General features: G+C 67.3%; 19 protein-coding genes. 11 read left to right on the forward strand and 8 right to left on the reverse strand.

The window, feature by feature from the left end:
- Window positions 1-663: 663 nt before the first annotated feature.
- Window positions 664-915, reverse strand: coding sequence for a DpnI domain-containing protein (locus WC555_RS05545; RefSeq protein ID WP_373251925.1), 252 nt, complete (start codon window positions 913-915; stop codon window positions 664-666).
- 152 nt (window positions 916-1,067) lie between these two features.
- Here WC555_RS05545 and WC555_RS05550 point away from each other — a divergent pair, with 152 nt between their 5' ends.
- Together WC555_RS05550 and WC555_RS05555 are read left to right on the forward strand one after the other, a co-directional pair.
- A complete protein-coding gene (locus WC555_RS05550) occupies window positions 1,068-1,847 on the forward strand; it encodes a hypothetical protein (protein ID WP_373251927.1) in 780 nt (259 codons plus the stop codon).
- On the forward strand, window positions 1,844-3,310 hold the full coding sequence (locus WC555_RS05555; protein WP_373251928.1) for a hypothetical protein: 1,467 nt from the start codon (window positions 1,844-1,846) through the stop codon (window positions 3,308-3,310). Before WC555_RS05550 ends, WC555_RS05555 begins: the two co-directional genes overlap by 4 nt.
- 113 nt (window positions 3,311-3,423) lie before the next feature.
- On the opposite strand, the gene uvrB is transcribed toward WC555_RS05555, so the two are convergent.
- Entirely contained in the window at window positions 3,424-5,649 is a 2,226-nt protein-coding gene (gene uvrB, locus WC555_RS05560) for an excinuclease ABC subunit UvrB (RefSeq protein ID WP_373252042.1), read from the reverse strand.
- A 309-nt stretch (window positions 5,650-5,958) separates the two neighbouring features.
- Here uvrB and WC555_RS05565 point away from each other — a divergent pair, with 309 nt between their 5' ends.
- On the forward strand, window positions 5,959-6,747 hold the full coding sequence (locus tag WC555_RS05565) for an isocitrate lyase/phosphoenolpyruvate mutase family protein (RefSeq protein WP_373251930.1): 789 nt from the start codon (window positions 5,959-5,961) through the stop codon (window positions 6,745-6,747).
- A complete protein-coding gene (locus tag WC555_RS05570; RefSeq protein ID WP_373251932.1) occupies window positions 6,744-7,265 on the forward strand; it encodes a methylated-DNA--[protein]-cysteine S-methyltransferase in 522 nt (173 codons plus the stop codon). The genes WC555_RS05565 and WC555_RS05570 overlap by 4 nt, the downstream gene beginning before the upstream one ends.
- A 22-nt stretch (window positions 7,266-7,287) precedes the next feature.
- Here the strand turns inward: WC555_RS05570 and WC555_RS05575 are convergent, their stop codons facing one another.
- Complete coding sequence (locus tag WC555_RS05575) at window positions 7,288-8,163, reverse strand: hypothetical protein (RefSeq protein ID WP_373251935.1); 876 nt, start codon at window positions 8,161-8,163, stop codon at window positions 7,288-7,290.
- 110 nt (window positions 8,164-8,273) lie between these two features.
- Between WC555_RS05575 and WC555_RS05580 the strand changes: the two genes are divergently transcribed.
- Entirely contained in the window at window positions 8,274-9,098 is an 825-nt protein-coding gene (locus tag WC555_RS05580) for a sulfite exporter TauE/SafE family protein (protein WP_373251937.1), read from the forward strand.
- A gap of 115 nt (window positions 9,099-9,213) precedes the next feature.
- Here WC555_RS05580 and WC555_RS05585 read toward each other — a convergent pair whose 3' ends face one another.
- Window positions 9,214-9,729: a TIGR02281 family clan AA aspartic protease gene (locus tag WC555_RS05585; protein WP_373251939.1), complete on the reverse strand. Its 516-nt coding sequence runs from the start codon at window positions 9,727-9,729 to the stop codon at window positions 9,214-9,216.
- A gap of 107 nt (window positions 9,730-9,836) precedes the next feature.
- The gene (locus tag WC555_RS05590; protein ID WP_373251942.1) at window positions 9,837-10,067 is read right to left on the reverse strand and encodes a DUF1289 domain-containing protein; all 231 of its coding nucleotides are present in this window, start codon (window positions 10,065-10,067) and stop codon (window positions 9,837-9,839) included.
- Between the two features lie 154 nt (window positions 10,068-10,221).
- Here WC555_RS05590 and WC555_RS05595 point away from each other — a divergent pair, with 154 nt between their 5' ends.
- The 4 genes from WC555_RS05595 (at window position 10,222) to WC555_RS05610 (ending at window position 13,074) form a co-directional block, all read left to right on the forward strand.
- Window positions 10,222-10,377, forward strand: coding sequence for a hypothetical protein (locus WC555_RS05595; protein ID WP_200943669.1), 156 nt, complete (start codon window positions 10,222-10,224; stop codon window positions 10,375-10,377).
- Between the two features lie 129 nt (window positions 10,378-10,506).
- Window positions 10,507-10,821, forward strand: a complete 315-nt coding sequence (locus WC555_RS05600; protein WP_373251943.1) for a hypothetical protein — start codon at window positions 10,507-10,509, stop codon at window positions 10,819-10,821.
- A gap of 37 nt (window positions 10,822-10,858) precedes the next feature.
- Entirely contained in the window at window positions 10,859-11,656 is a 798-nt protein-coding gene (locus WC555_RS05605; protein ID WP_373251945.1) for a crotonase/enoyl-CoA hydratase family protein, read from the forward strand.
- Between the two features lie 110 nt (window positions 11,657-11,766).
- Window positions 11,767-13,074 (forward strand): cation:proton antiporter, encoded by a 1,308-nt coding sequence (locus tag WC555_RS05610; protein WP_373251946.1) that lies wholly within the window; start codon window positions 11,767-11,769, stop codon window positions 13,072-13,074.
- A 10-nt stretch (window positions 13,075-13,084) separates the two neighbouring features.
- Here WC555_RS05610 and WC555_RS05615 read toward each other — a convergent pair whose 3' ends face one another.
- The 3 genes from WC555_RS05615 to WC555_RS05625 are packed head-to-tail and all read right to left on the reverse strand — an operon-like array spanning window position 13,085 to window position 16,049.
- Window positions 13,085-14,104 carry an HlyD family secretion protein gene (locus WC555_RS05615; protein ID WP_373251947.1) on the reverse strand — a complete coding sequence of 340 codons (1,020 nt, stop codon included), beginning with the start codon at window positions 14,102-14,104 and terminating at the stop codon, window positions 13,085-13,087.
- Between the two features lie 20 nt (window positions 14,105-14,124).
- Window positions 14,125-14,880, reverse strand: a complete 756-nt coding sequence (locus WC555_RS05620; protein ID WP_373251949.1) for an ABC transporter ATP-binding protein — start codon at window positions 14,878-14,880, stop codon at window positions 14,125-14,127.
- On the reverse strand, window positions 14,877-16,049 hold the full coding sequence (locus WC555_RS05625; RefSeq protein WP_373251951.1) for an ABC transporter permease: 1,173 nt from the start codon (window positions 16,047-16,049) through the stop codon (window positions 14,877-14,879). The genes WC555_RS05620 and WC555_RS05625 overlap by 4 nt, the downstream gene beginning before the upstream one ends.
- 192 nt (window positions 16,050-16,241) lie before the next feature.
- On the opposite strand from WC555_RS05625, the gene WC555_RS05630 reads away from it, so the two are divergent.
- Window positions 16,242-18,311, forward strand: a complete 2,070-nt coding sequence (locus tag WC555_RS05630) for a S46 family peptidase (protein WP_373251953.1) — start codon at window positions 16,242-16,244, stop codon at window positions 18,309-18,311.
- 166 nt (window positions 18,312-18,477) lie between these two features.
- Window positions 18,478-20,553: a S46 family peptidase gene (locus WC555_RS05635; RefSeq protein WP_373251955.1), complete on the forward strand. Its 2,076-nt coding sequence runs from the start codon at window positions 18,478-18,480 to the stop codon at window positions 20,551-20,553.
- The last annotated feature ends 16 nt before the right edge of the window (window positions 20,554-20,569 follow it).

Raw genomic sequence — 20,569 nt, forward strand, 5'->3', positions numbered from 1 at the left:
TGGTCGACCGACGCGCCCCGCCGGCGGGATCCGGCGCACAGGCGGGACCCGGCGCCGGCGCGGCCGGGACGCCGCGGGGCGGCGGCAGGGTCTGGGCCAGGGCCAGGCCGGCGGTCATGACGGCGCCGAGCAGGACGAGGGCTCCAACAGAGGTCTTCATCGCAAATCTCCTTCGGGACGGGTTTCGGGAGCGAGGGATGTCAGTCCTCCGTCAGACATTCCGTCCGTCGGGCGCCCGCCCTCGATGGCGGTGGCGATGGACAGGCGGTCGCGGGGTCGGCCGGCACGCACGCAACGGCGATCCAGGGTCAGGACCGTCAGGGTCGCAGGGCCTGTCTGGAGGACCTGAAGGTCGGTCCCGGATCAGGCCTTGACTGGCGGAGCGTTGAAGGCGGTCCCGCCATGGGAGAAGGGGCGGGCGAAGTGGGTCGCCAACCCGTGTGATGTGGTCTGCCTGTGCGGGCGGCTTGTCAATCGCGGGCGGGTGGAGGGGCGTCAGCGTCCCTTCTCCCCTCCGGGGGAGAAGGTGGCCCGGAGGGCCGGATGAGGGGGATGGCGGGCGCGGATCGGGCGCCAGCCGGTCTGGCTCAACCTTACCCCTCATCCGAGCGGCTCCGCCGCCCACCCGTCGGGCGTCGCCCTCCACCCCCAAGGGGAGAAGAGTCAGGTGGAGCGCCCCAGCTTTCCGCGTTTGGCCTTGAGCTCATACTCCTCGCCGCAGGCGTCGCAGCGGAAGTCGGCGACGGGCGAATTGTTCGGCAGCTGCGGCAGGCGGTCGGCGGCGCAATTGGGACAGAAGCCGTGCAGCGCGACCCAGGCCTCGGCAGCCGACCGCGCGGTCCGGGTCGGCCCCTTGAAGACGACGGCCGGTTCGGCGAAGCCGAACTGGCGCCCGGGATTGTCGTCCTGCCCCATGCGGCCACCGTAGCGGGTGGGTAGTAAGAGGGTGAGTCTTGCCTCTGGACGCAGATGGAGGTCGCTTGATCACCGAGCCCGCGTGCCGGAGGATTCGGTTGCAACTCGCTCCTTTGCCAACATAGGGTTCTCCCAAAGCCCCGGAGGCGGCCTTGAATTTCAACCAATTTCTGCAGCGCAATTCGGTCGCTTTCGCTGGAGCGTTACCAGTCGTCCACACGACAGCTTCTTACAACATATCCCAGATTTGGGAAGGAAATACTCTTTCGACTTCGGAGTGCGATGTTTTCACGAAAGAAGAGCTGCTCTACTTCTTCGTAGGACGACCATCGTACAAGATCGCTAATTCTACCGGCTCCGCCAACACATGGCAGCTTCCTTGTTGTTTTATATTCGAGTTTGACGCCATACCTCGCGCAAAACGAGTTTTTCCTTTCGACTCAGGCGCATTTGCGAGAAGCAGAACTCCCGACTATATATCCATGATGCCGCTAGAGAACTTCGATGCTGCGAGTGTTCCTAATGCATCTGAGCGGATTATTGGCGCATACTTTGGCGATGCAACGAGATATTTCAATCTCGTCCCCAAAGGAGAAAATGAGTTCTTGTCAGAATTTTCGGTAGGAGTGCTCGACGCTGAAGCGCACGCTGTCCACAAACTGATCTCTGCGGACAAGGATAACAAGGTAGATGACCGAAGGGCGTGTATCGAGCTTCAGGTTGATCAAGAAATAGATTTACAAGTACGGAAGCCTCTTGCTGTCATTGCACCTTCTCCCTACTTTGATGTTAAAGAATTCCGGAATCATGTCGTCAACAATTGGAACGCAAGAGCAATTCCTTATCCGATTTCTCCGTTGAACACGGATAGCTACTATTCTGATATCTACAACAGGGTGAAGTGTCTTTACGAAGAGCTTGGCTTACTATGACCGCCTACAGACTCTCGGAGTTGATCGATGTTGGATTTGGCAATCCATCGGTTTTGATCCCATGCTTCGTAACGGATGGATCGAACGGTTGCTTTGTACAACAAGTCACTGCAGACGGCACCGTCGAATATATGAAGGAGATTGTTGGACAGCCATACCCGCGCGTGGTTTCGGGCTTTCCTGCTCTCGGCATCAACCTTCGCGGGCAAGCGTTATTCGCCGTTCGCTGGATCGATCTGACGCTGAAGATCGGCACAATCAATGAGATGAAGAGCCTTTCATGGAGTCACACGGACCTTGAACACTGGCCGTTCTTCGCCTTGGATTCGGCTATAGTGTTTGGCGGTGATGAGAACACGGCCCTAGCGCGAGCGGCGGCAACGCTTGGGGACCAAGGGAGTTCGTGGCTTAAGATCGAGAAATCTGCCCGGCGATCCATGAAACGAGATCAGGCTCTCGACACCACGCCAGATGAGCTACTTGCCGCTTTACAGGATTTGGACAAACTAGAGGTCGGACCGTGGGCTCGCCGATGGACACACATGTGGGGCAAGTATCGAGGCCACCCAGTGTTGGCCAAGTACGCCTTTGATTGGATTTCGACGAGCACTTACCATTCACCTAAGCACGCTCTTATACTAGGAATTCTTCTTAAGAGTACGGATTCCAAACTATCAAGGACTGCTCTTGAAATAGGCCGAAATTGGCTCGCGAAGCGATCTTGGAAGCGGGGAACTTGGGCCCGCGTTTGGCTCAAGATTATTCCATTCGAGCCCGATGACTCTTCTCTTATCGAACTGGCTTTTCAGTATCTGGAGGACATGGCTCTCCCTGGAGCCGATGTCGCCTTTCCGGGTGATTGGCCTCGGCTCTGGCGTTGGTTGTGGGACGAGGAACTTGATCAGGATATCCTCTATCAGCTTGCTCTAACCGCCTTGGGAAGAGGCGGTCGGTCACGTCGCTTCTTCAAGAGTGTAACTACGGCCCTGTTGGCATCGGACGCCCCGCGCGTTCGTCAGATTGTATTCGAGTGGATGGTTTCTAGCCCCAATTTTGGGCCAGGTTGGGCAGATACCTGCGAATATTTTCTAACTGATCCAGATCGTCGGGATCAAGCCATGCCGCTGGCCATAGATTACCTCTTTAATTTTGATAATAAAGACACTCGAGGATGGCCAAATTTATGGCTTGCTGTGGTTGAAAAAAATGGCGGAACTGATGAACTGTTATTGATATCTGATCGGTGGATAACTCAGGCCGCTCAAAAATTGGCCCGCTGGCCGGATATACTTCATCGGCGACTCCAACTTGGCGAGATAGACGACCATGTTCGGATGATCGCGCTACAATGGATCGACGACCACAATCATCACCCCTATGCGAACATGATTGCGAACGAACTATCCACCGAACATGCTGCCGCCAGGGGGAAGTCTGACCCTCTACCACTGGTTAAGCTGTGACCTTGGCCTAGCTCCCCACCATTCTCTGGCTTTACATCCACCGGCCTCATTTGCTTGATATGATCATCGCAATGCGGTCCTCCTCCGTCGCCCTCCGGCATAAGTTCGCCCCCTCACCGCCCCTTCCGGAACGCCTCCGCCTTCTCCGCCGCCGCATCGGCCCGCCACCGCTTCGGCGCGGACTTGTCGACCGTCTCCCCCTCGGCGGTCAGCACCTCATTGGCGAACTCCAGGTCCATCAGCTTCATGCGCTTGATCTCGTCGCGCAGGCGGGCGGCTTCCTCGAACTCGAGGTTGGCGGCGGCGTTGCGCATGCGGCCCTCGATGTCCTTGAGGGCGGCCTGGAAGTTGGAGCCGGTGAAGGGTCTGGACTCCTCCTTCATCCCCGGCGCGGTCAGCTTGTCGAGGGCGCGGGACTCATAGGGGCTGGCGAGGATTTCGCGGATGTCGCGCTTGACCGATTCCGGGGTGATGCCGTGTTCGGCGTTGTAGGCCTCCTGCTTCTCGCGGCGGCGGTTGGTCTCGGCGATGGCGCGCTCCATCGAGCCGGTGATGCGGTCGGCGTAGAGGATGACGCGGCCGTCGACGTTGCGGGCGGCGCGGCCGATGGTCTGGATCAGACTGGTCTCGGAGCGCAGGAAGCCCTCCTTGTCGGCGTCGAGGATGGCGACCAGGCCGCACTCGGGGATGTCGAGCCCCTCGCGCAGCAGGTTGATGCCGATCAGGACGTCGAAGGCGCCCATGCGCAGGTCGCGCAGGATCTCGATCCGCTCCATGGTGTCGACGTCGGAGTGCATGTAGCGGACGCGGACGCCCTGTTCGTGCATGTATTCGGTCAGGTCCTCGGCCATCTTCTTGGTCAGGACGGTGACCAGGGAGCGGTAGCCCTGGCGGGCGACGGCCTTGACCTCGTCGATGACGTCGTCGACCTGGTTGCGGGTCTGGCCGCTGACCGGGCGGATCTCGACCGGGGGGTCGATCAGGCCGGTGGGGCGGATGACCTGTTCGGTGAAGACGCCGCCGGTGCGCTCCATCTCCCACGGGCCGGGGGTGGCGGTGACGAAGACGGTCTGGGGCCGCATGGCGTCCCATTCGTCGAACTTGAGCGGGCGGTTGTCGATGCAGCTGGGCAGGCGGAAGCCGTATTCGGCCAGGGTCGATTTGCGGCGGTAGTCGCCGCGGTACATGCCGCTGATCTGGCCGACGGTGACGTGGCTCTCGTCGACGAACAGCAGGGCGTTGTCGGGGATGTATTCGAAGAAGGTGGGCGGCGGCTCGCCCGGGGCGCGGCCGGTCAGCCAGCGGCTGTAGTTCTCGATGCCGGCGCAGGAGCCGGTGGCCTCCATCATCTCCAGATCGAAGCGCACGCGTTGCTCGAGGCGCTGGGCCTCCAGCAGCTTGCCGTTCTCGACCATCCAGTCGAGCGTCTCCTTCAGCTCGGCCTTGATGCCGGTGACGGCCTGGTTGAGCGAGGGGCGCGGGGTGACGTAGTGGCTGGCGGCGTAGACGGTGACCTCTTCCAGGTCGGCGGTCTTCCGGCCGGTCAGGGGGTCGAACTCCTGGATGGACTCGAGCTCGTCGCCGAACAGCTGGATGCGCCAGGCGCGGTCTTCCATGTGGACGGGGAAAATCTCGACGACGTCGCCGCGCTTGCGGAACATGCCGCGCTCGAAGGCGGCGTCGTTGCGCTTGTACTGCAGGGCGATCAGGTCGGCGCGCAGCTTGGACTCGTCGATCTGGTCGCCGACCTTCAGGGTGAAGGTCATGGCGGTATAGGTCTCGACCGAGCCGATGCCGTAGATGCAGCTGACGCTGGCCACCACGATCACGTCGTCCCGTTCCAGGATCGCCCGCGTCGCGGAGTGGCGCATGCGGTCGATCTGCTCGTTTATGGACGAGTCCTTCTCGATGTAAGTATCTGATTTCGGGACGTAGGCTTCCGGCTGGTAGTAGTCGTAGTAGCTGACGAAATACTCGACGGCGTTGTCGGGGAAGAAGCTCTTGAACTCGGAATAGAGCTGGGCCGCCAAGGTCTTGTTGGGGGCGAGGATCAGGGCCGGGCGCTGGGTCTGTTCGATGACCTTGGCCATGGTGAAGGTCTTGCCCGAGCCGGTGACGCCCAGCAGGACCTGGTCGCGCTCGCCGGTCTTGGCCGTGGCGACGAGCTCGGCGATGGCCGAGGGCTGGTCGCCGGCGGGGGTGTATTTCGTCTCCAGCCGGAAGGGGATGTGCTTGCGGCCGGCGGGACGGTCGGGGCGGTGCGGGGTCCAGTCGGCGGGCTTGCCGGGGGCCTCTTCCGGCGTCAGGCGCGGGCCGGTGACGGGGGCGAACATCGGCATGTGCGGCGTCTTCGCCGGCATGCGGGGCGCCTGGCCGGCGTCGTCGCGCAGGAAGGCGGCGGGCGCCTCGGCGAACTGGCCCGGGACGTGGACCGGCTTTGTGATGCGGGGCGCGGAGCCCTTGGGGGGCGAACTGGAACGGTTCATGAACAGCAATCTAGGACGAGGGGGGCCTGTTCGCCAGTCAACGCGCGGCGGCGCGGGAGGCTGCTGACAGCGGGTGTCAGCAGGGCGGGTGAGACGGTCCGAAAACCGCGAGACGCCGCGGGACCCGCGCGGCAGTATCGCGGCCCAGACGGAGACCCTCCCATGACCGCCTTCCACGACCTGCACCGTTCCGGCCTGCTGATCCTGCCCAACGCCTGGGACGGGGGATCGGCGGCGCTGATGCGGGCCAAGGGGGCGAAGGCCATCGCCACCACCAGCGCCGGCGTGGCCTGGGCGCTGGGCTGGCCGGACGGGGACGCCCTGCCCGTGGAGCGGGTGGTGCAGGTCACGCGCGACGTCGTGCGCGCGGCGCAAGGGCTGCCGGTGTCGATCGATTTCGAGGGCGGCTATGCCGACGATCCGGCCGAGGTGGCGGCGCAGGCGGCGAACCTGGTCGAGGCCGGGGCCGCGGGGATCAATATCGAGGACGGCGGCGGCGCGCCCGAGGTCCTAGCGGCCAAGATCGCGGCGATCCGCGCGGCGGTCGGGCCGGAGCTGTTCATCAACGCCCGCTGCGACGTGTGGCTGAGGGGCGTCGGCGAGCCGGGGACGCGGGTGGCCGAGGCGGCGCGGCGCGCGGCCATCTATGCGACGGCGGGGGCGGACGGGCTGTTCACGCCGGGGCTGACGGACGTGGGCGACATCGCGGCCATGGTGGCGGCGACGCCCCTGCCGCTGAACCTGCTGGCCTTCCCGGGCCTTCCGGACGCGAGGACGCTGGAGGGGCTGGGCGTGCGGCGGCTGAGCGCGGGCTCCGGCATCGTCGGGGCGACCTGGGGCCGGGCGGCGGCGCTGACCGAAGGCTTTCTGGCCGACGGCCGGTCGGAGCCGCTGGGCGACGGCGCCCTGGGCTGGGCTGAGGTGAATGCGCTGATGCCGGCGGCGGGATGAGCCCGCCGGATCGCCTGATCCTGTCCCGGGTCGAAAGCCCGATCGGGCCGCTCGCGCTGGCTTGCGACGCGGCCGGCGTGGTGCGCGGCGTGTCGTTCGGGGACGGGCTGATCAAGGCGATGCGGCGGGAGTATCCGGCCGCTTCGCTGTCGGATGGCGAGACGCCGGCCGCCGTGGCGCGGGCGCTGGCGGCCTATTTCGACGGCGACCGGGAGGCCCTGGATCGCGTCGCCTGGTCGCTCGACGGGGCGGCGTGCGGAGACGGCTTTCAGCCGCGCGTGTGGAAGGCGCTGGCGGACGTGCCGGCGGGCGTGACCATCAGCTATGGCGAGATGGCGAAGCGGGCGGGAGAGCCCGGGGCGGCCCAGGCGGCGGGCACGGCCCTGAACCGCAATCCGATCCCGCTGATCCTCGCCTGCCATCGCGTCGTCGGGGCGGACGGGTCTCTGACCGGCTTCGGCGGCGGGCTCGAGCGCAAGGGCTGGCTGCTGCGGCACGAGGGGGCGCTGCTCATCTGAGCGGCGCCCCCGGCCCTGCAGCCTAGCGTCGCGCCTGTTCGACGCGGGTTTCCAGTTCGGCCCAGCGGCGCGTCAGGTCGCGGAGTTCCTGGCGCAGGCTGGCGGCCTCGGTGCGGCTGATCGCGCCGCTGCGCTCGCCGGCGACGATGCGGGCCTCGATCCGGGCGGCGCGCGCGTCGGAGCCGTAGTCGTCGCCAGAGTTGTAACCGTCATCATAGTTGTCGCCGACGCGGCGGTTCAGGTCGGCCCAGCGGCTTTCCAGATCCTGACGCTCGCGCGCGTCGATGCCGTTGCGGTCATAGCTGGTCTCCAGCCGGACGAGGGCGTCGAAGTCCGTCGACAGACGGTTGGCCTGTGAGCGGGTCAGGGTGCGGTTGCGCACGCCGGCGTCGAGACGCGCGTTGAACGAGGTGCGGCTCTCGGCCAGCGGACGCCAGCTGTCGTAGCCGTCTTCATATCCGCTCTGGCCGCCGGCCTGATAGCGGGTGGAGAAGGCGCGATAGCGTTCGGTCAGATCGGCGCGCTCCTGGGTCGTGACCCGGCCGTCGGCGGTGTAGCGGGCCTCGAGCGTGACCAGATCGCCGTATTCGGCGCTCAGGCTGCGGGCCGCCGAAGACGAAATGGCGCCGGAGCGCACGTCGGCGTCCAGTCGGCTTTCGAACTGGGCGCGCTGGGTGTTGAGCGGGCGGCGTCCACGCGACCATTCGCTGTCCAGGGTCGTCGAGACGCCGAGCCGGTCGCCGAACAGGGCGCCGAGAATGGCCCCGATCGGGTCGGACTGGGTCTGGGTCTGACCATAGGGCTGGGTCTGGCCGTAAGGCGTCTGGGCCGAGGCCGCGCCTGCGGCCAGGGCGAGGGCGGCGGCCGAGGCGGCGGCGAGAAGTTTCATCGATGTCATGGGGTGTCTTTCCGGGCGGGGTGCGTCCCTGTGCGGGAAGAACGAAGTTCGACGGTGAAGGTTGCGGAGCCGCCGCTCATCTTCACCGCGATTCAGACTAGACAGAGCGCATGACCGCCCTCCCCCTCCCTGACCTCCTCCTGCTGCTCGCCGCCCTGGTCGCGGCGGGACTGGCGGGCGGGATCGTGGCGGGGCTGTTCGGCGTGGGCGGAGGCACGGTGATCGTGCCGGCGGTGTTCTACGCCTTCGAGGTGCTGGGGGTCGGGGGCGAGGGCAATCTGCACACGGCGATCGGGACGTCGCTGCTGACCATCGTGGCGACCAGCTGGCGCTCGCTGAAGGCGCACCGGTCGCACGGGGCGGTGGACGAGGACGTCCTGCGGACCTGGACGCCATGGGTCGGGGTCGGGGCCCTGATCGGGGCGGCGGTGGCGGGCGTCACCTCGATGGAGGGGCTGGCCATCGTCTACGGCGTCTGCCTGGCCGTGATCGCGGCGCAGCTGGGGCTGATGCCCGAGCGCTTCACCGTCGCGACGGACCTGCCGACGGGCTGGGCGCGACGCGGGCTGGGGAGCCTGATCGGCGGGCTGTCGGCGATGATGGGGATCGGCGGCGGCAGTTTCGGCGGGATGATGATGACCCTGTGCGGACGGCCCATCCATCAGGCCGTGGCCACGGCGTCGGGCTTCGGCGTGGCCATCGGAGCGGCGGCGACGCTGGGCTTCGTGGCGTTCGGCTGGGACGCCGCGGGACGGCCGCCGTTGTCGCTGGGCTACGTCAATGTGCCCGGAGCGATCGTGATGGCGGTGCTGACCACGGCCGTGGCGCCGTGGGGCGCCAAGCTGGCGCACTCGCTGGACAGGCGGGTGCTGCGCAAGGCCTTCGCGGTCTATCTGCTGGCGACGGCGTTGTCGGTGGTGGTGAAGGCTTTGTAGTGATTAGTGACTAGTGACTAGTGACTAGTGATTAGTCATCAGGCCCGGCCAACTGAAAACACTGTCGGGCGCGCCTGCGCAGTCTCACTACTCACTAGTCACTAATCACTAGCCACTACGGCTGCAGCGTCAGGCCGACCGGGGTCGCGGTGAAGGCCGATAGGCGGCCGAGGTAGCTCATGCCCAGCAGGCTGTGCGGCAGGCCGCGCTCGACCACCAGGGCCTGGACGCGTTCGACGCGGGCGCCGGCGACGGCCACGGCCTGAAGCTCAACCGGAGCGGCGCGGACCGGGCCCGAGGCGGTGATCAATGTGCCGGAGAAGTCTTCAGCGGTGAGTTTCAGACCCAGACGGGCGGCGTCGTTGCGGGTCAGGGCGACCACGCTGGCGCCAGTGTCGACCATGACGCGGACGGCGCGGCCCTCGATCAGGGCGTCAGCCCAGTAGTGGCCGTCGAGGCCTTTCAGCACCCGCCCGGGAGCGCCGTGGGCCGGCAGGGAAGCGTAGGCGGCCGGAAAGGTCGCGGCCTCGGCCTGACCGCGAAGGCCAGCCTGGTCCATCCACCAGACGGTGGTCAGGGCCGAGGCGACGGCGGCGGCCGTGATGCCGATGGAGGAAAGGTCGAAACGCATGCGTGACTCGTCCTGAAGCGCGTCGCTTCTGCGACAGCTCCCGTATCGCACGCGCCCGTTTGGATGCCGTGAAGGGGGATGGTTTGCGGGGGCTTAACGCGGCGACGTCACGCCGGGCCCAGCAGGGCCGGATCGATCCGGTTCCGGCGCAGGGGCAGGTCGGCGATGACGGCGGCGCGTTCCGCGTCGGTCAGGCCGCTCCAGCCGCCGATCTCGGACAGGGTGCGGAAACAGCCCAGGCACAGGCTGGAGGCGCCATCGACGACGCACACCTTGATGCAGGGCGTGACGACGGCGCGTGGCGGGGTCTGTGGGCTTTGGGCGACAGTCGATGACATGAATGCGAAATATGGTCCGATGCCGGAGTAAAAACTATTGCGTTTTTCGCCGGCCGCGGTTAGGTTGACGATGACGCGAAACGACTATGACGGTGAGATTCCCGAAAAGCACGACGCGTCTCTTTTCATCGTTCCATCGAAAGGAGACGCCAGGATGAACGACAGAGACCGCAACCTCCAGCACGCCATGATGTCATTCGCCCTCTGGGGCGGGATGCTGGTCAATACGAAGAACAACAACGGGGCGGGCGACCGCGTGATCAGCCACCCGTCGAACTTCGTGCCGATCAAGATCGAGAAGCGCCGCTAGGGCGTCGTCCGATCAACTGAAAAAGCCCCGGCCCGAAAGGTCCGGGGCTTTTTCAATTCTCATGTCGCACACGGGATACAGGCGCCGCGAAGAAATCCGTGTCAGTCTTCGACCGTAAGGGGCGAGCATATGCTGAAGCTTGAGGCGACGCTGGTCGCGACGACAACCGCGCGGCCGTGGCGAGGCGGCTGGTCGCCGGATCGCGGCGTAGACTTCATCGTCGGGGCGCCGCTGCGGGAATCGGTCGCCGCGGCGCCGGCGAACGCGGAGCGTATCGTGGCGGGCGAGCCTGTCAGTTTCCTTGACGCCGACGATATCCTGGCTCCAGGAATGGCGGTCATCCGGCGCTACGTCAGCCTCGCCGCCCAGGCGGCTGACGCCTCTGCAGACCCTCCCCTGACGCGGGCCTGGTCGTCCGTGGCGCGCAAGGTTCCCGGGTCCTGACGTTGCGGCGCGGCGTCGCTTGCGGCACAGCGAAGCCATGACCCTGATCCGCCGAGAACGCCGCGCACATATCGAAATCTGGACGCTGGACCGGCCCGACCGGCTGAACGCCCTGCCCGACCTCGAGGACGGCGCGGCCTTCGCCGCCGCCTGCGAGGCGGTGAACGCCGACCCGGAGGTGCGCTGCGTCGTCCTGACCGGGGCGGGCCGCGCCTTCTCGGCGGGCGGCGACCTGAAGGCGATGAAGGACCGGCGCGACCTGTTCGCCGGATCGGGCGCCGACATCCGCGAAGGCTATCGCCGGGTGGTGCACCGGATCGTGCGCTCCCTGTACGGGCTGGAGGTTCCGCTGGTGGCGGCGGTGAACGGGCCGGCCATGGGCCTGGGCTGCGACATCGCCGGGCTGGCCGACATCCGCATCGCCTCGGAGACGGCCAGCTTCGGCGTGCCCTTCCTGAAGCTGGGCATTTTGCCGGGCGACGGCGGGGCCTGGCTGATGCCGCGCAACATCGGCTATGCGCGGGCCGCCGAGATGCTGTTCACCGCCCGGGTGCTGGATGCGCGGACGGCCATGGAGTGGGGGCTGGTCAGCCGGGTGGTCGCGCCCGAACGGCTGATGGACGAGGCCCTGGAGATCGCGGAGGACATCGCCGCGCGCGCGCCCCAGGCCCTGCGCATGACCAAGGCCCTGCTGCGTCAGGGCCGCGATGCGACCTTCGACCAGATCCTGGAGATGACGGCCTCCATGCAGGCGCTGGCGCACCTGGGCGACGACCATCTGGAAGGCGTGACGGCGGCGCTGGAGAAGCGGCCGGCGGATTTCACCGGCCGGTAGAGCCGGGCTGGCGCGCCAGGCGTCACGGTTCGTGATTTCGACGGATCAGGGAAGCATGGTTCCTGAAGGCAGGGGCGGCGGTCGGGGGACGGCCGCGTGGGAGACGATGGATGACAACGGCGCAACTCAGCGTGGCCTTCTTTCTGCAGATGGCGATCATCATCGCGACCTGCCGCATCGTGGGCTGGGCGGCGAAGAAGTATATGGGTCAGCCCCAGGTCGTCGGCGAGATGATCGCCGGCGTGATCCTGGGTCCGTCGCTGTTCGGCCTGCTGGCGCCCGATCTGCAGGCCGCCCTGTTCCCCGCGGATTCGAAGGATGTGCTGTTCGTCGGGGCCCAGCTGGGCGTCGGCCTGTACATGTTCCTGGTGGGCCTGGGCTTCCAGACGGAGCATTTCCGCAGCAACGCCCGCAGCGCGGCGGCCGTGTCCCTGTCGGGCATGGCGGCGCCCTTCCTGATCGCGATCCTGATCACGCCCTGGCTTGTGGGCCAGAACCTGTTCGGCGAAGGGGTCAACCTGACCCAGGCGTCACTGTTCATGGGGGCGGCGATCTCGATCACCGCCTTCCCCATGCTGGCGCGCATCATCCATGAGCGGGGACTGAGCGGCACGCCGCTGGGGACGCTGTCGCTGTCGGCCGGGGCCATCGACGACGCGGGCGCCTGGATCGTGCTGGCCATCGTGCTGGCCACCTTCGGCGGCGGGCCCGCGGTGGCGGTGACGGCGATCGCCGGCGCGGCGGCCTTCGGCGTCTTCATGCTGACGCTGGGACCGCGCCTGCTCGCTCCCCTGGGCCGGGTGGCGGAGCGCGAACAGCGCGTCAGCCCGGCCCTGCTGGGCATCGTGCTGGTGCTGTTCATGCTGTGCGCCTGGGCCATGGATGCGATCGGCATCCATGCGGTCTTCGGCGGTTTCATCCTCGGCGTCGTCATGCCACGCGGCGTGCTGAGCCGCGAGATCAAGCGCCAGCTGGAGCCGTTCGCGGTCGTCGTCCTGCTGCCGATGTTCTTCACCTTCAGCGGCCTGCACACCCAGCTGAGCATGGTCAACAATCCCGCGCTGCTGATGACGGCGCTGGCCATCCTCGCCGGCTCGGTTCTGGCCAAGGGCGGGGCCTGCTGGGCGGCGGCGCGGCTGACGGGTCAGGACAATGCGACGGCCATGGGCATCGGCGCCCTGATGAACGCGCGGGGCCTGATGGAGCTGATCATCATCAACATCGGGCTGCAGCGCGGCGTCATCGGCCCCGCCCTGTTCTCGATGCTGGTGCTGATGGCGATCATCACCACCCTGATGGCCTCGCCCCTGTTCGAGGCGGTCTATGGACGCAAGGCGAGGCAGCGCGGCGAACTGGAGGCGCTGAACGATATCGACGACGACGCGCCCCGGCCCGCCCCCGCCGACTCCCGGGTCTGACAGGCGGGCGTCAGCCCGCCTTGGCCGGGGCCTGCATGGCGCGACTGGCGGGAACCCCGGCGGCGACGGCGCGGGGGGCGCCGGCCGTCTGGCCCGGCTTCATGAATTTCACCAGCACGCGCTGGCCGATCAGAAGCGGGGCGTCGCCGGCGGTCACGACGACCTCGACGACCCGTTCGTCGGAGCGCTGCGAGGGATCGTCCGAGGCCAGCTTGCGGGCGCCGAAGACGGCGGCGCGGCGCAGGACGGCCCCGACATAGACCTTGGACGGATCGCCCTCGGGCGTGATCTCGACGGCCTGGCCGGGCGTGATGTTGGGGATGTCGCTCTCGACGATCTCGGCGCGGGCGATGCGCGGGGCGTCGGGCTCGAGGTCGAACATGTTGGACACGTTCAGGGTCGAGGCGCCGGCGCCGGGATTGGCGTAGCGGCGCACGATGCGGCCGTTCTGGGGGGCGCGGATGACGGTCAGCTCGACATTGTAGGCGGCCTGGTCGCGACGGGCGCGGGCGGTCTGGACGGCGGCCTGCTGCGAGGCGAGCCGGGCCTGGGCCTGGGCGATGGCGTCGCGCGCCTGGTCCATGCGCTGGGCGGCGACGAAGTTGGTGGCGACCAGCTTCTCGAGGCGGTCGTATTCGCGCTGGGCCGTGCGAATGTCGACCTGGATGAGGCGCAGCTGGCTCTCGGCCTGGGCGACGTCGGCGCTGGCGCTCTGCAGGGCCAGGCGAGGTTCGTCGTCCTCCTGCCGGGCGAGGATCTGGCCGGCGACGACGCGGTCGCCTTCCTGGACCAGGACCGAGCGGACCACGCCGCCGCGGCGGGCCGCGATCTGGATGATGCCGCCCTCGATATCGACCTTGCCGTTGGCGATGGCGGCGTAGGGGCTTTCGACCTTCTTCTGGGCATTGGCCTTTTCCTCCTCGGCCTTCTTCGCCCGGCCGGCGCCCTGCATGACGTTGAAGCCGACGACGAGGGCGATGATCAGCACCAGGCCGATCCAGAGCCATTTGTTCTTGAGGAAGGCGGGCATGTCGATGGTCCTTGGGGTCGTCAGTGCGAGGCCAGGGTGGCGTCGGGATTGGGGATGCGGCGCTGGTCGTCGATGATGACGCCGTCTTCGATCTTGATGACGCGGTCGGCCCATTCCTCGAGGCGCGGGTCGTGGGTCACGCAGATCACGGCGGCGCCGTGTTCGGTGGCGGCGCGGCGCAGCAGGCGGATGACGATCTGGCCGTTCTCGCCGTCGAGGGCCGAGGTCGGTTCGTCGGCGAACAGGATCTGCGGATTCTTGGCCAGACAGCGGGCGATGGCGACGCGCTGTTTCTCGCCGCCCGACAGGGCCGAGGGCCGCTGGTTGAGACGGGCGCCCAGGCCGACCTCCTTGAGGGTCGCGGTCGCCTGCCGTTTGGCGTCGCCCTTGGACAGGCCCTGGAATTTCAGCACCACCTCGACCTGCTGCAGGGCGGTCAGGGCGGGGAAGAGGTTGAAGCCCTGGAAGATGAAGCCGCAGTTGTCGAGGCGGAAGCGGTCGATCTTGCCGGACGACAGCTTCCACAGGTCGTCGATGTCGAGGGTGTCGACCCGGCCTTCTTCGGGCCGCAGCAGGCCGGACAGGGCGGCGATCAGGGTCGACTTGCCGGAGCCGGACGGGCCCATGACCATGGTCAGGTCGCCGTGGCGGGCGTCAAAGTCCACGCCCTTCAGCACCTCGACGAAGTTTCTGCCGGACTTGAAGCGCTTCACCAGCCCCTTGGCCTCGATCGCGAAGTCGCCGTGTTTTCCGTGAGCCCTGGTGTGAGCGGTCATCGCAGCAGGTCCGCGGGCTGGCTGTTCTTGAGGATGCCGAGGGACAGCAGGCCCGACAGCATGGCGATGACGACGAGGCCGCCGCCGACGACGATCAGCAGGATCGGCGGCAGGGCGATGATCACGGCGTTGGCGAGGGCCAGCATCTGCACCAGCAGGGTCAGGCCGATGGCGGCGGCGACGCCGACCAGGCCGACCCAGAAGCTGAGCTCCATGACGATCCGGTTCAGCGAACCCATGCCGACGCCCAGGGCCCGCAACGAGGCGAACTCCTTGATGTTGGCCATGATGGCGCCGCGCAGGGTCTGCCAGGTGATGGCCACGCCGATGATGGTGCCCAGCACCACGCAACCGCCGATGATGATGACCAGGATGCCTTCCTCGAACATGGCCGAGGCGTTGGCGTCGGCCAGCTCCTGACGGGTCCAGGCCTTCCACTGGCCGTCGCCCAGGGCGTTCAGCTCGGCGGCGACGCGCTCGGCCTGGGCCGGGTCGCGCAGCTTGATCATCAGGGGGCCGACGCGGGGGCCGGTGTCCGCCTGGCCCAGCATGCGCAGGGTGTCGCGGGACATGACGATGTTGGCCTGCATCATGTTGGGATAGCCGCGGGTGATGCCGACGACGGTCACGGTCTGGCCGTTGTACAGGGCCTTGTCGCCCAGCTTGACGCCCAGCTTGGCCACGGCCGTCTCATCGATGGCGACGGTGTAGGGTTGGCGCAGGGCGTCGACCAACTCCTGGGAATAGTCGGTGGGAATGGTCACCGCGCCGGGCGTGGTGTCGATGATGCTGGCCTGGACGAACTGCTGGCGCGGCGCGCCCATCTTGGCCCGATCGGCCTGGGACATGGTCGGGTCGACGTTCTTGACCGACTGGAACGAGCCGCCGGCGCCGTCGAGCGGCTGGACCTCGACCACCGCCGGGTTGCGGTAGGCCAGGGGAATGAACCGGCGCGGCACGCCCGACGGACCGCCCATCAGGCTCTTGGCGCCTGGCTGCATGATGATGATGTCAGCGCTGGAGCGCTCGATGGTGGCGGTGAAGCCCTTGCCGATGCCGATGAAGACGCCGGTCATGGCCAGCACCAGCAGACCCGACAGGGCGAGGGCCATCACGGCGGCCATATAGCGCCGCCACTCATACAGCAGCGTGGATAGTGCGAGCGACATTGGTAAGGACAGACCCCCGAAGCGTTATCGCTATGTGACGACGCCGGACGCCGGAACCAAGTTAAATCGGGGTAAGGCGACCGACGTTACGCTTTCGTGAGAAGGCCCCGGGGCGATGGACGGGATCGGTTCATCGGGTCTAGGTAAACGCAACAGTCGGCGATCAACGCCGAACCTGGGAGATTACGCAGAATGCAGCTTCGTTCGCTTCGCGCCGCCGTCTCGGCGACCGCATCGCTCGCCGCAGTCGCCGGCTTCATGGCCGTGATGGCCGCCCCCTCGCCGGCCCGCGCCGATGAAGGCATGTGGACGTTCGACAACTTCCCGATCCAGACGGTGAACGACAAGTACGGCACCCGGATCGACCAGGCCTGGCTGGACCGGGTCCGCAACGCCGCCGTCCGCATCCAGGGCTGCTCGGCCTCCTTCGTCTCGGACGAGGGGTTGATCCTGACCAACTGGCACTGCGTCGTCGGCTGCGCGCAGGAGCTGTCCTCGCCCGAGCAGGACTATGTGAAGAACGGCTTCCTGACCGCGAACCGCGAGGAAGAAAAGCGCTGCCCCGGCCAGACCGCCGAGGTGCTGGTCGACATCGTCGACGTGACCGACCGGGTGCTGGGCGCCGGCGCCGGCCTGGAAGGCGCGGCGTTCAACGCCGCCCGCACGGCCGAGACCAACACGATCCAGACCGAGGCCTGCGCCGGCGACGCGAAATTCAGCTGCCAGGTGATCAGCTTCTACCGTGGCGGCCGCTACGCCATGTACAAGTTCCGCAAATACGATGACGTGCGGCTGGTGTTCGCGCCCGAGAACCAGGCGGCCTTCTTCGGCGGGGACCCGGACAATTTCAACTTCCCGCGCTACGCCCTCGATGCCGGCTTCCTGCGCGCCTATGAGGACGGCCAGCCGGTCTCGAGCCCCAATTTCCTGAAGTGGAATCCGAACCCGCCCAAGGAAGGCGACGTCACCTTCGTGGCCGGCAACCCCGGCTCGACCTCGCGCCTGCTGACCATGAGCCAGCTGGAGCGGCTGCGCGACCAGCAGCTGCCGGTGACGCTGATCCAGAACTCGGAACTGCGCGGCCGCCTGCTGGAATATTCGCTGACCGGCGACGAGGCCAAGCGGCTGTCGTTCGATCCCATCTTCGGCCTGGAGAACAGCTTCAAGGTCTACTACGGCCAGCAGGGCGCCCTGACCGACCCGGCCTTCATGAACACCAAGCGCGAGGCCGAGACCGAGCTTCGCGCCCGCGTCGCGGCGGACCCGTCGCTGGTGCAGCAGATCGGCGATCCGTGGAGCGAGCTTGAGCGCGTGCAGGCGACCGCGCGGGACCTGTTCCTGCCGGTGCGTCAGCTGGAGCAGGCCGCCGGCGGCGGTTCGCAACTCTACGCCATGGCCCGGACCCTCGTGCGGGCGTCCAAGAACACGACCATGACCGACGCCCAGCGGGCCCGGCTTGTGACGGCGATCGGCGCCGAAACGCCGATCGCTACGGACATGGAAGAAATCCGCCTGCGCTACTGGCTGTCCAAGACCCGCGAGTACCTGACGGTCGACAATCCGCAGGTGAAGGCCATGCTGGGCCGCGAAAGCCCCGAGGGTCTGGCCGACCGGCTGATCTCGAACACGCGGATGGGCGACGCCGCCTTCCGCGCCCAGGCCGCGACGATGACCACGGCGCAACTGGCCGAGGCCGATCCGCTGCTGGCCTTCGTCATCGCCAATGACGACGCCGCCAAGGCGATCGGCGACCGCTGGGCCGCCGAGGTCAACGCCCCGACCGCCCGCGCCGCCGAAAAGGTCGCCCAGGCCCGGTTCGCGGTCTACGGGACCAACCTGTACCCCGACGCCACCTTCTCGCTGCGCCTGTCGTACGGCCAGGTCGCGGGCTGGACCTATCGTGGCGTGACCGTGCCGCCGTTCACCTACATGGGCGGCCTGTACGAGCGGGCCACGGGCGCCGAGCCGTTCAACGCGGCGCAGGCCTTCATCGACAACGAAAGCCGGGTCAACAAGGACACAGTCTTCGACTTCACCTCGACCAACGACATCATCGGCGGCAACTCGGGCTCGCCCGTGATCAACGCCGACGGCGAGGTGATCGGCGCGGCCTTCGACGGCAACATCCACTCGCTGGGCGGGTCGTTCGGCTATGACGGCGCGCTGAACCGCACGGTGACGGTGTCGACGGCGGCCATCACCGAGGCGCTGCGCAACATCTATCCGCAGCCCCGCCTGCTGGAAGAACTGGGCGTCGAGTAACTTTCCTTCTCCCCTCCGGGGGAGAAGTGGCCGCCGGAGGCGGTCGGATGAGGGGGCTCTGTCCGCGCGCGATATCGCGGACGGAGTTCTCGTCCGGCAGCCCCCTCATCCGTCATGCTCCGCATGACACCTTCTCCCCCGAGGGGAGAAGGACAGGAGTATTCTGATGCGCCTCACCCCTGCCCTCGCCGCCGCCCTTCTGACCCTCGCCGCCGGCGTCGCCCGCGCGGAAGAGGGCATGTGGACCTTCGACAACTTCCCCATCGCCCGCGCCAATGCGACGCTGGGGACGAACATCGACCAGGCCTTCCTCGACAAGGTGCGACTGAGTTCGGTCAAGTTCGGCGGGTGTTCGGCGGGGATCGTCTCGGGCGAGGGCCTGGTGATGACCAACAACCACTGCGTCGCCACCTGCGTGGCCAATCTGTCGACCCAGGCGGTCAACTACGCCGAGACGGGCTTCACCCCGCGCAGCCGGGAGGAAGAGCTGAAATGCCCCGGCGGCACGGCCGAGATCCTGACCGACATCAGCGATGTCACGGAGCGGATGCACGCGGCCGGCGCGGGGCTGGAAGGCCAGGCCTTCACCCGGGCGCGCGACGCCGAGGCCGGACGGATCGAGCAGGAGGCCTGCGGCGACGCGACCGACAAACGCTGTCAGGTCGTGAGCCTGTACCGCGGCGGGCAGTTCAAGCTCTACACCTACAAGAAGTATTCGGACGTGCGGCTGGCCTGGGCGCCGGAGGACCGGGCGGCGACGTTCGGCGGGGACCTCGACAATTTCAGCTTCCCCCGCTTCGCCATCGATGCGGCCTTCATCCGCCTGTACGAGAACGGCGCCCCCGCGGCGACGCCGACGCATTTCAAATGGAACGCCGACAAGCCGGTCGAGGGCACGCCGGTGTTCGTCTCGGGCAGCCCGGGCGCGACGCAGCGCCTGCTGACCCAGGAGCAGCTGTTCACCATCCGCGACGTGGTCCTGCCGATGGATCAGCTGCTGGCCTCCGAGCTGCGCGGGCGGCTGATCCGGTTCTCCGAGGAGAGCGAGGAGAACGCCTTCATCGCCATGGACCCGATCGTCGGTCTGGAGAACACCTACAAGCGCGGTCTGGGGCGGATGCGGGCGCTGGTCGATCCGGCTTTCATGGCGACGCGGGCGGCCAATGAGGCGGACTTCCGCGCGCGTTATGCGGCGCGGCCGGACGCCACGGGGGCGGATCCCTGGGCCGAGCTGGCCGCCGTCCAGCCGATCATGCGCGAGACCTATGCCGCAATGGCCCTGCTGGAAGGCGGGACCGGCGCCGGCACGACGCCGGTGGCCGGCGGATCGCAGCTGTTCCTGTGGGCGCGGACCATCGTGCGCGGGGCGCAGGAGCGCGAGAAGCCTTCGGCCGAACGCCTGCCCGAGTTCGCCGACAGCCGGCTGTCAGGCGTGCAATCCGGCCTGTTCGCCGAGCGCCCGGTCTATCCGGCGCTGGATCAGGTGCGCATGGAGTGGTGGCTGTCCAAGACGCGGGAGTGGCTGACGGTCGACAATCCCGCGGTGCGCGGCCTGCTGGGCCAGGAGTCGCCGGAAGCCCTGTCCGCCCGTCTGGTCGGCGGCACCAAACTGGCCGATCCGGCCGTGCGGCGGGCGCTGTGGGAGGGCGGCCTGGCCGCCGTCGAGGCCTCGGACGATCCGATGATCCGTTATCTGCTGTCGATCCAGGACGAGACCCGCGCCGCGCGCTCGGACTGGGAGGCCCGCGTTCAGGCCCCGACCGACCGGGCCTCGGAACGGCTGGCCGCCGCGCGGTTCGCCGCCTATGGCGACGCCGTCTATCCGGACGCCACGGGGACGCTGCGGCTGACCTACGGCAGGATCGAGGGCACGGACGTTCCGGGCCAGCGGTTCGGCGCCTTCACCACCTTCGACGGCCTGTGGGACCGGGCGACGGGCGCGGCGCCGTTCGACGTGGCGCCGAAGCTGCTGGCCGCGAAAGATCGCATAGACGGCGACACGGTGCTGAACATGGCGGTGTCGTCGGACACCATCGGCGGCTCGTCGGGCTCGCCCGTGGTGACGGCGGCGGGCGAGATCGTGGGGGCCAATTTCGACTCCACCGTCCTGACCCAGCGCAACGCCTATGGCTATGACCGCAACGTCAACCGGTCGGTGATCGTGACCACCGGCGCGGTGACGACGGCGCTGCGGGATGTCTACGGGATGGAGCGGCTGGTGGCGGAGCTGGGGGTCGAATAGGGATTAGGGATTAGGG

The sequence above is a fragment of the Brevundimonas sp. genome, from assembly GCF_041648615.1.
Classification (GTDB): Bacteria; Pseudomonadota; Alphaproteobacteria; order Caulobacterales; family Caulobacteraceae; genus Brevundimonas.

Excerpts from the sequence above, each read along its gene's own strand:
- WC555_RS05570 (WP_373251932.1), top strand. The coding sequence starts at position 6,744 with ATGAGCCCGCCGGATCGCCTGATCCTGTCCCGGGTCGAAAGCCCGATC.
- uvrB (WP_373252042.1), bottom strand. The coding sequence starts at position 5,649 with ATGCCGATGTTCGCCCCCGTCACCGGCCCGCGCCTGACGCCGGAAGAG.
- WC555_RS05630 (WP_373251953.1), top strand. The coding sequence starts at position 16,242 with ATGCAGCTTCGTTCGCTTCGCGCCGCCGTCTCGGCGACCGCATCGCTC.
- WC555_RS05555 (WP_373251928.1), top strand. The coding sequence starts at position 1,844 with ATGACCGCCTACAGACTCTCGGAGTTGATCGATGTTGGATTTGGCAAT.
- WC555_RS05635 (WP_373251955.1), top strand. The coding sequence starts at position 18,478 with ATGCGCCTCACCCCTGCCCTCGCCGCCGCCCTTCTGACCCTCGCCGCC.
- WC555_RS05600 (WP_373251943.1), top strand. The coding sequence starts at position 10,507 with ATGCTGAAGCTTGAGGCGACGCTGGTCGCGACGACAACCGCGCGGCCG.
- WC555_RS05585 (WP_373251939.1), bottom strand. The coding sequence starts at position 9,729 with ATGCGTTTCGACCTTTCCTCCATCGGCATCACGGCCGCCGCCGTCGCC.
- WC555_RS05595 (WP_200943669.1), top strand. The coding sequence starts at position 10,222 with ATGAACGACAGAGACCGCAACCTCCAGCACGCCATGATGTCATTCGCC.
- WC555_RS05590 (WP_373251942.1), bottom strand. The coding sequence starts at position 10,067 with ATGTCATCGACTGTCGCCCAAAGCCCACAGACCCCGCCACGCGCCGTC.
- WC555_RS05580 (WP_373251937.1), top strand. The coding sequence starts at position 8,274 with ATGACCGCCCTCCCCCTCCCTGACCTCCTCCTGCTGCTCGCCGCCCTG.
- WC555_RS05565 (WP_373251930.1), top strand. The coding sequence starts at position 5,959 with ATGACCGCCTTCCACGACCTGCACCGTTCCGGCCTGCTGATCCTGCCC.
- WC555_RS05610 (WP_373251946.1), top strand. The coding sequence starts at position 11,767 with ATGACAACGGCGCAACTCAGCGTGGCCTTCTTTCTGCAGATGGCGATC.
- WC555_RS05625 (WP_373251951.1), bottom strand. The coding sequence starts at position 16,049 with ATGTCGCTCGCACTATCCACGCTGCTGTATGAGTGGCGGCGCTATATG.
- WC555_RS05615 (WP_373251947.1), bottom strand. The coding sequence starts at position 14,104 with ATGCCCGCCTTCCTCAAGAACAAATGGCTCTGGATCGGCCTGGTGCTG.
- WC555_RS05575 (WP_373251935.1), bottom strand. The coding sequence starts at position 8,163 with ATGACATCGATGAAACTTCTCGCCGCCGCCTCGGCCGCCGCCCTCGCC.
- WC555_RS05545 (WP_373251925.1), bottom strand. The coding sequence starts at position 915 with ATGGGGCAGGACGACAATCCCGGGCGCCAGTTCGGCTTCGCCGAACCG.
- WC555_RS05605 (WP_373251945.1), top strand. The coding sequence starts at position 10,859 with ATGACCCTGATCCGCCGAGAACGCCGCGCACATATCGAAATCTGGACG.
- WC555_RS05620 (WP_373251949.1), bottom strand. The coding sequence starts at position 14,880 with ATGACCGCTCACACCAGGGCTCACGGAAAACACGGCGACTTCGCGATC.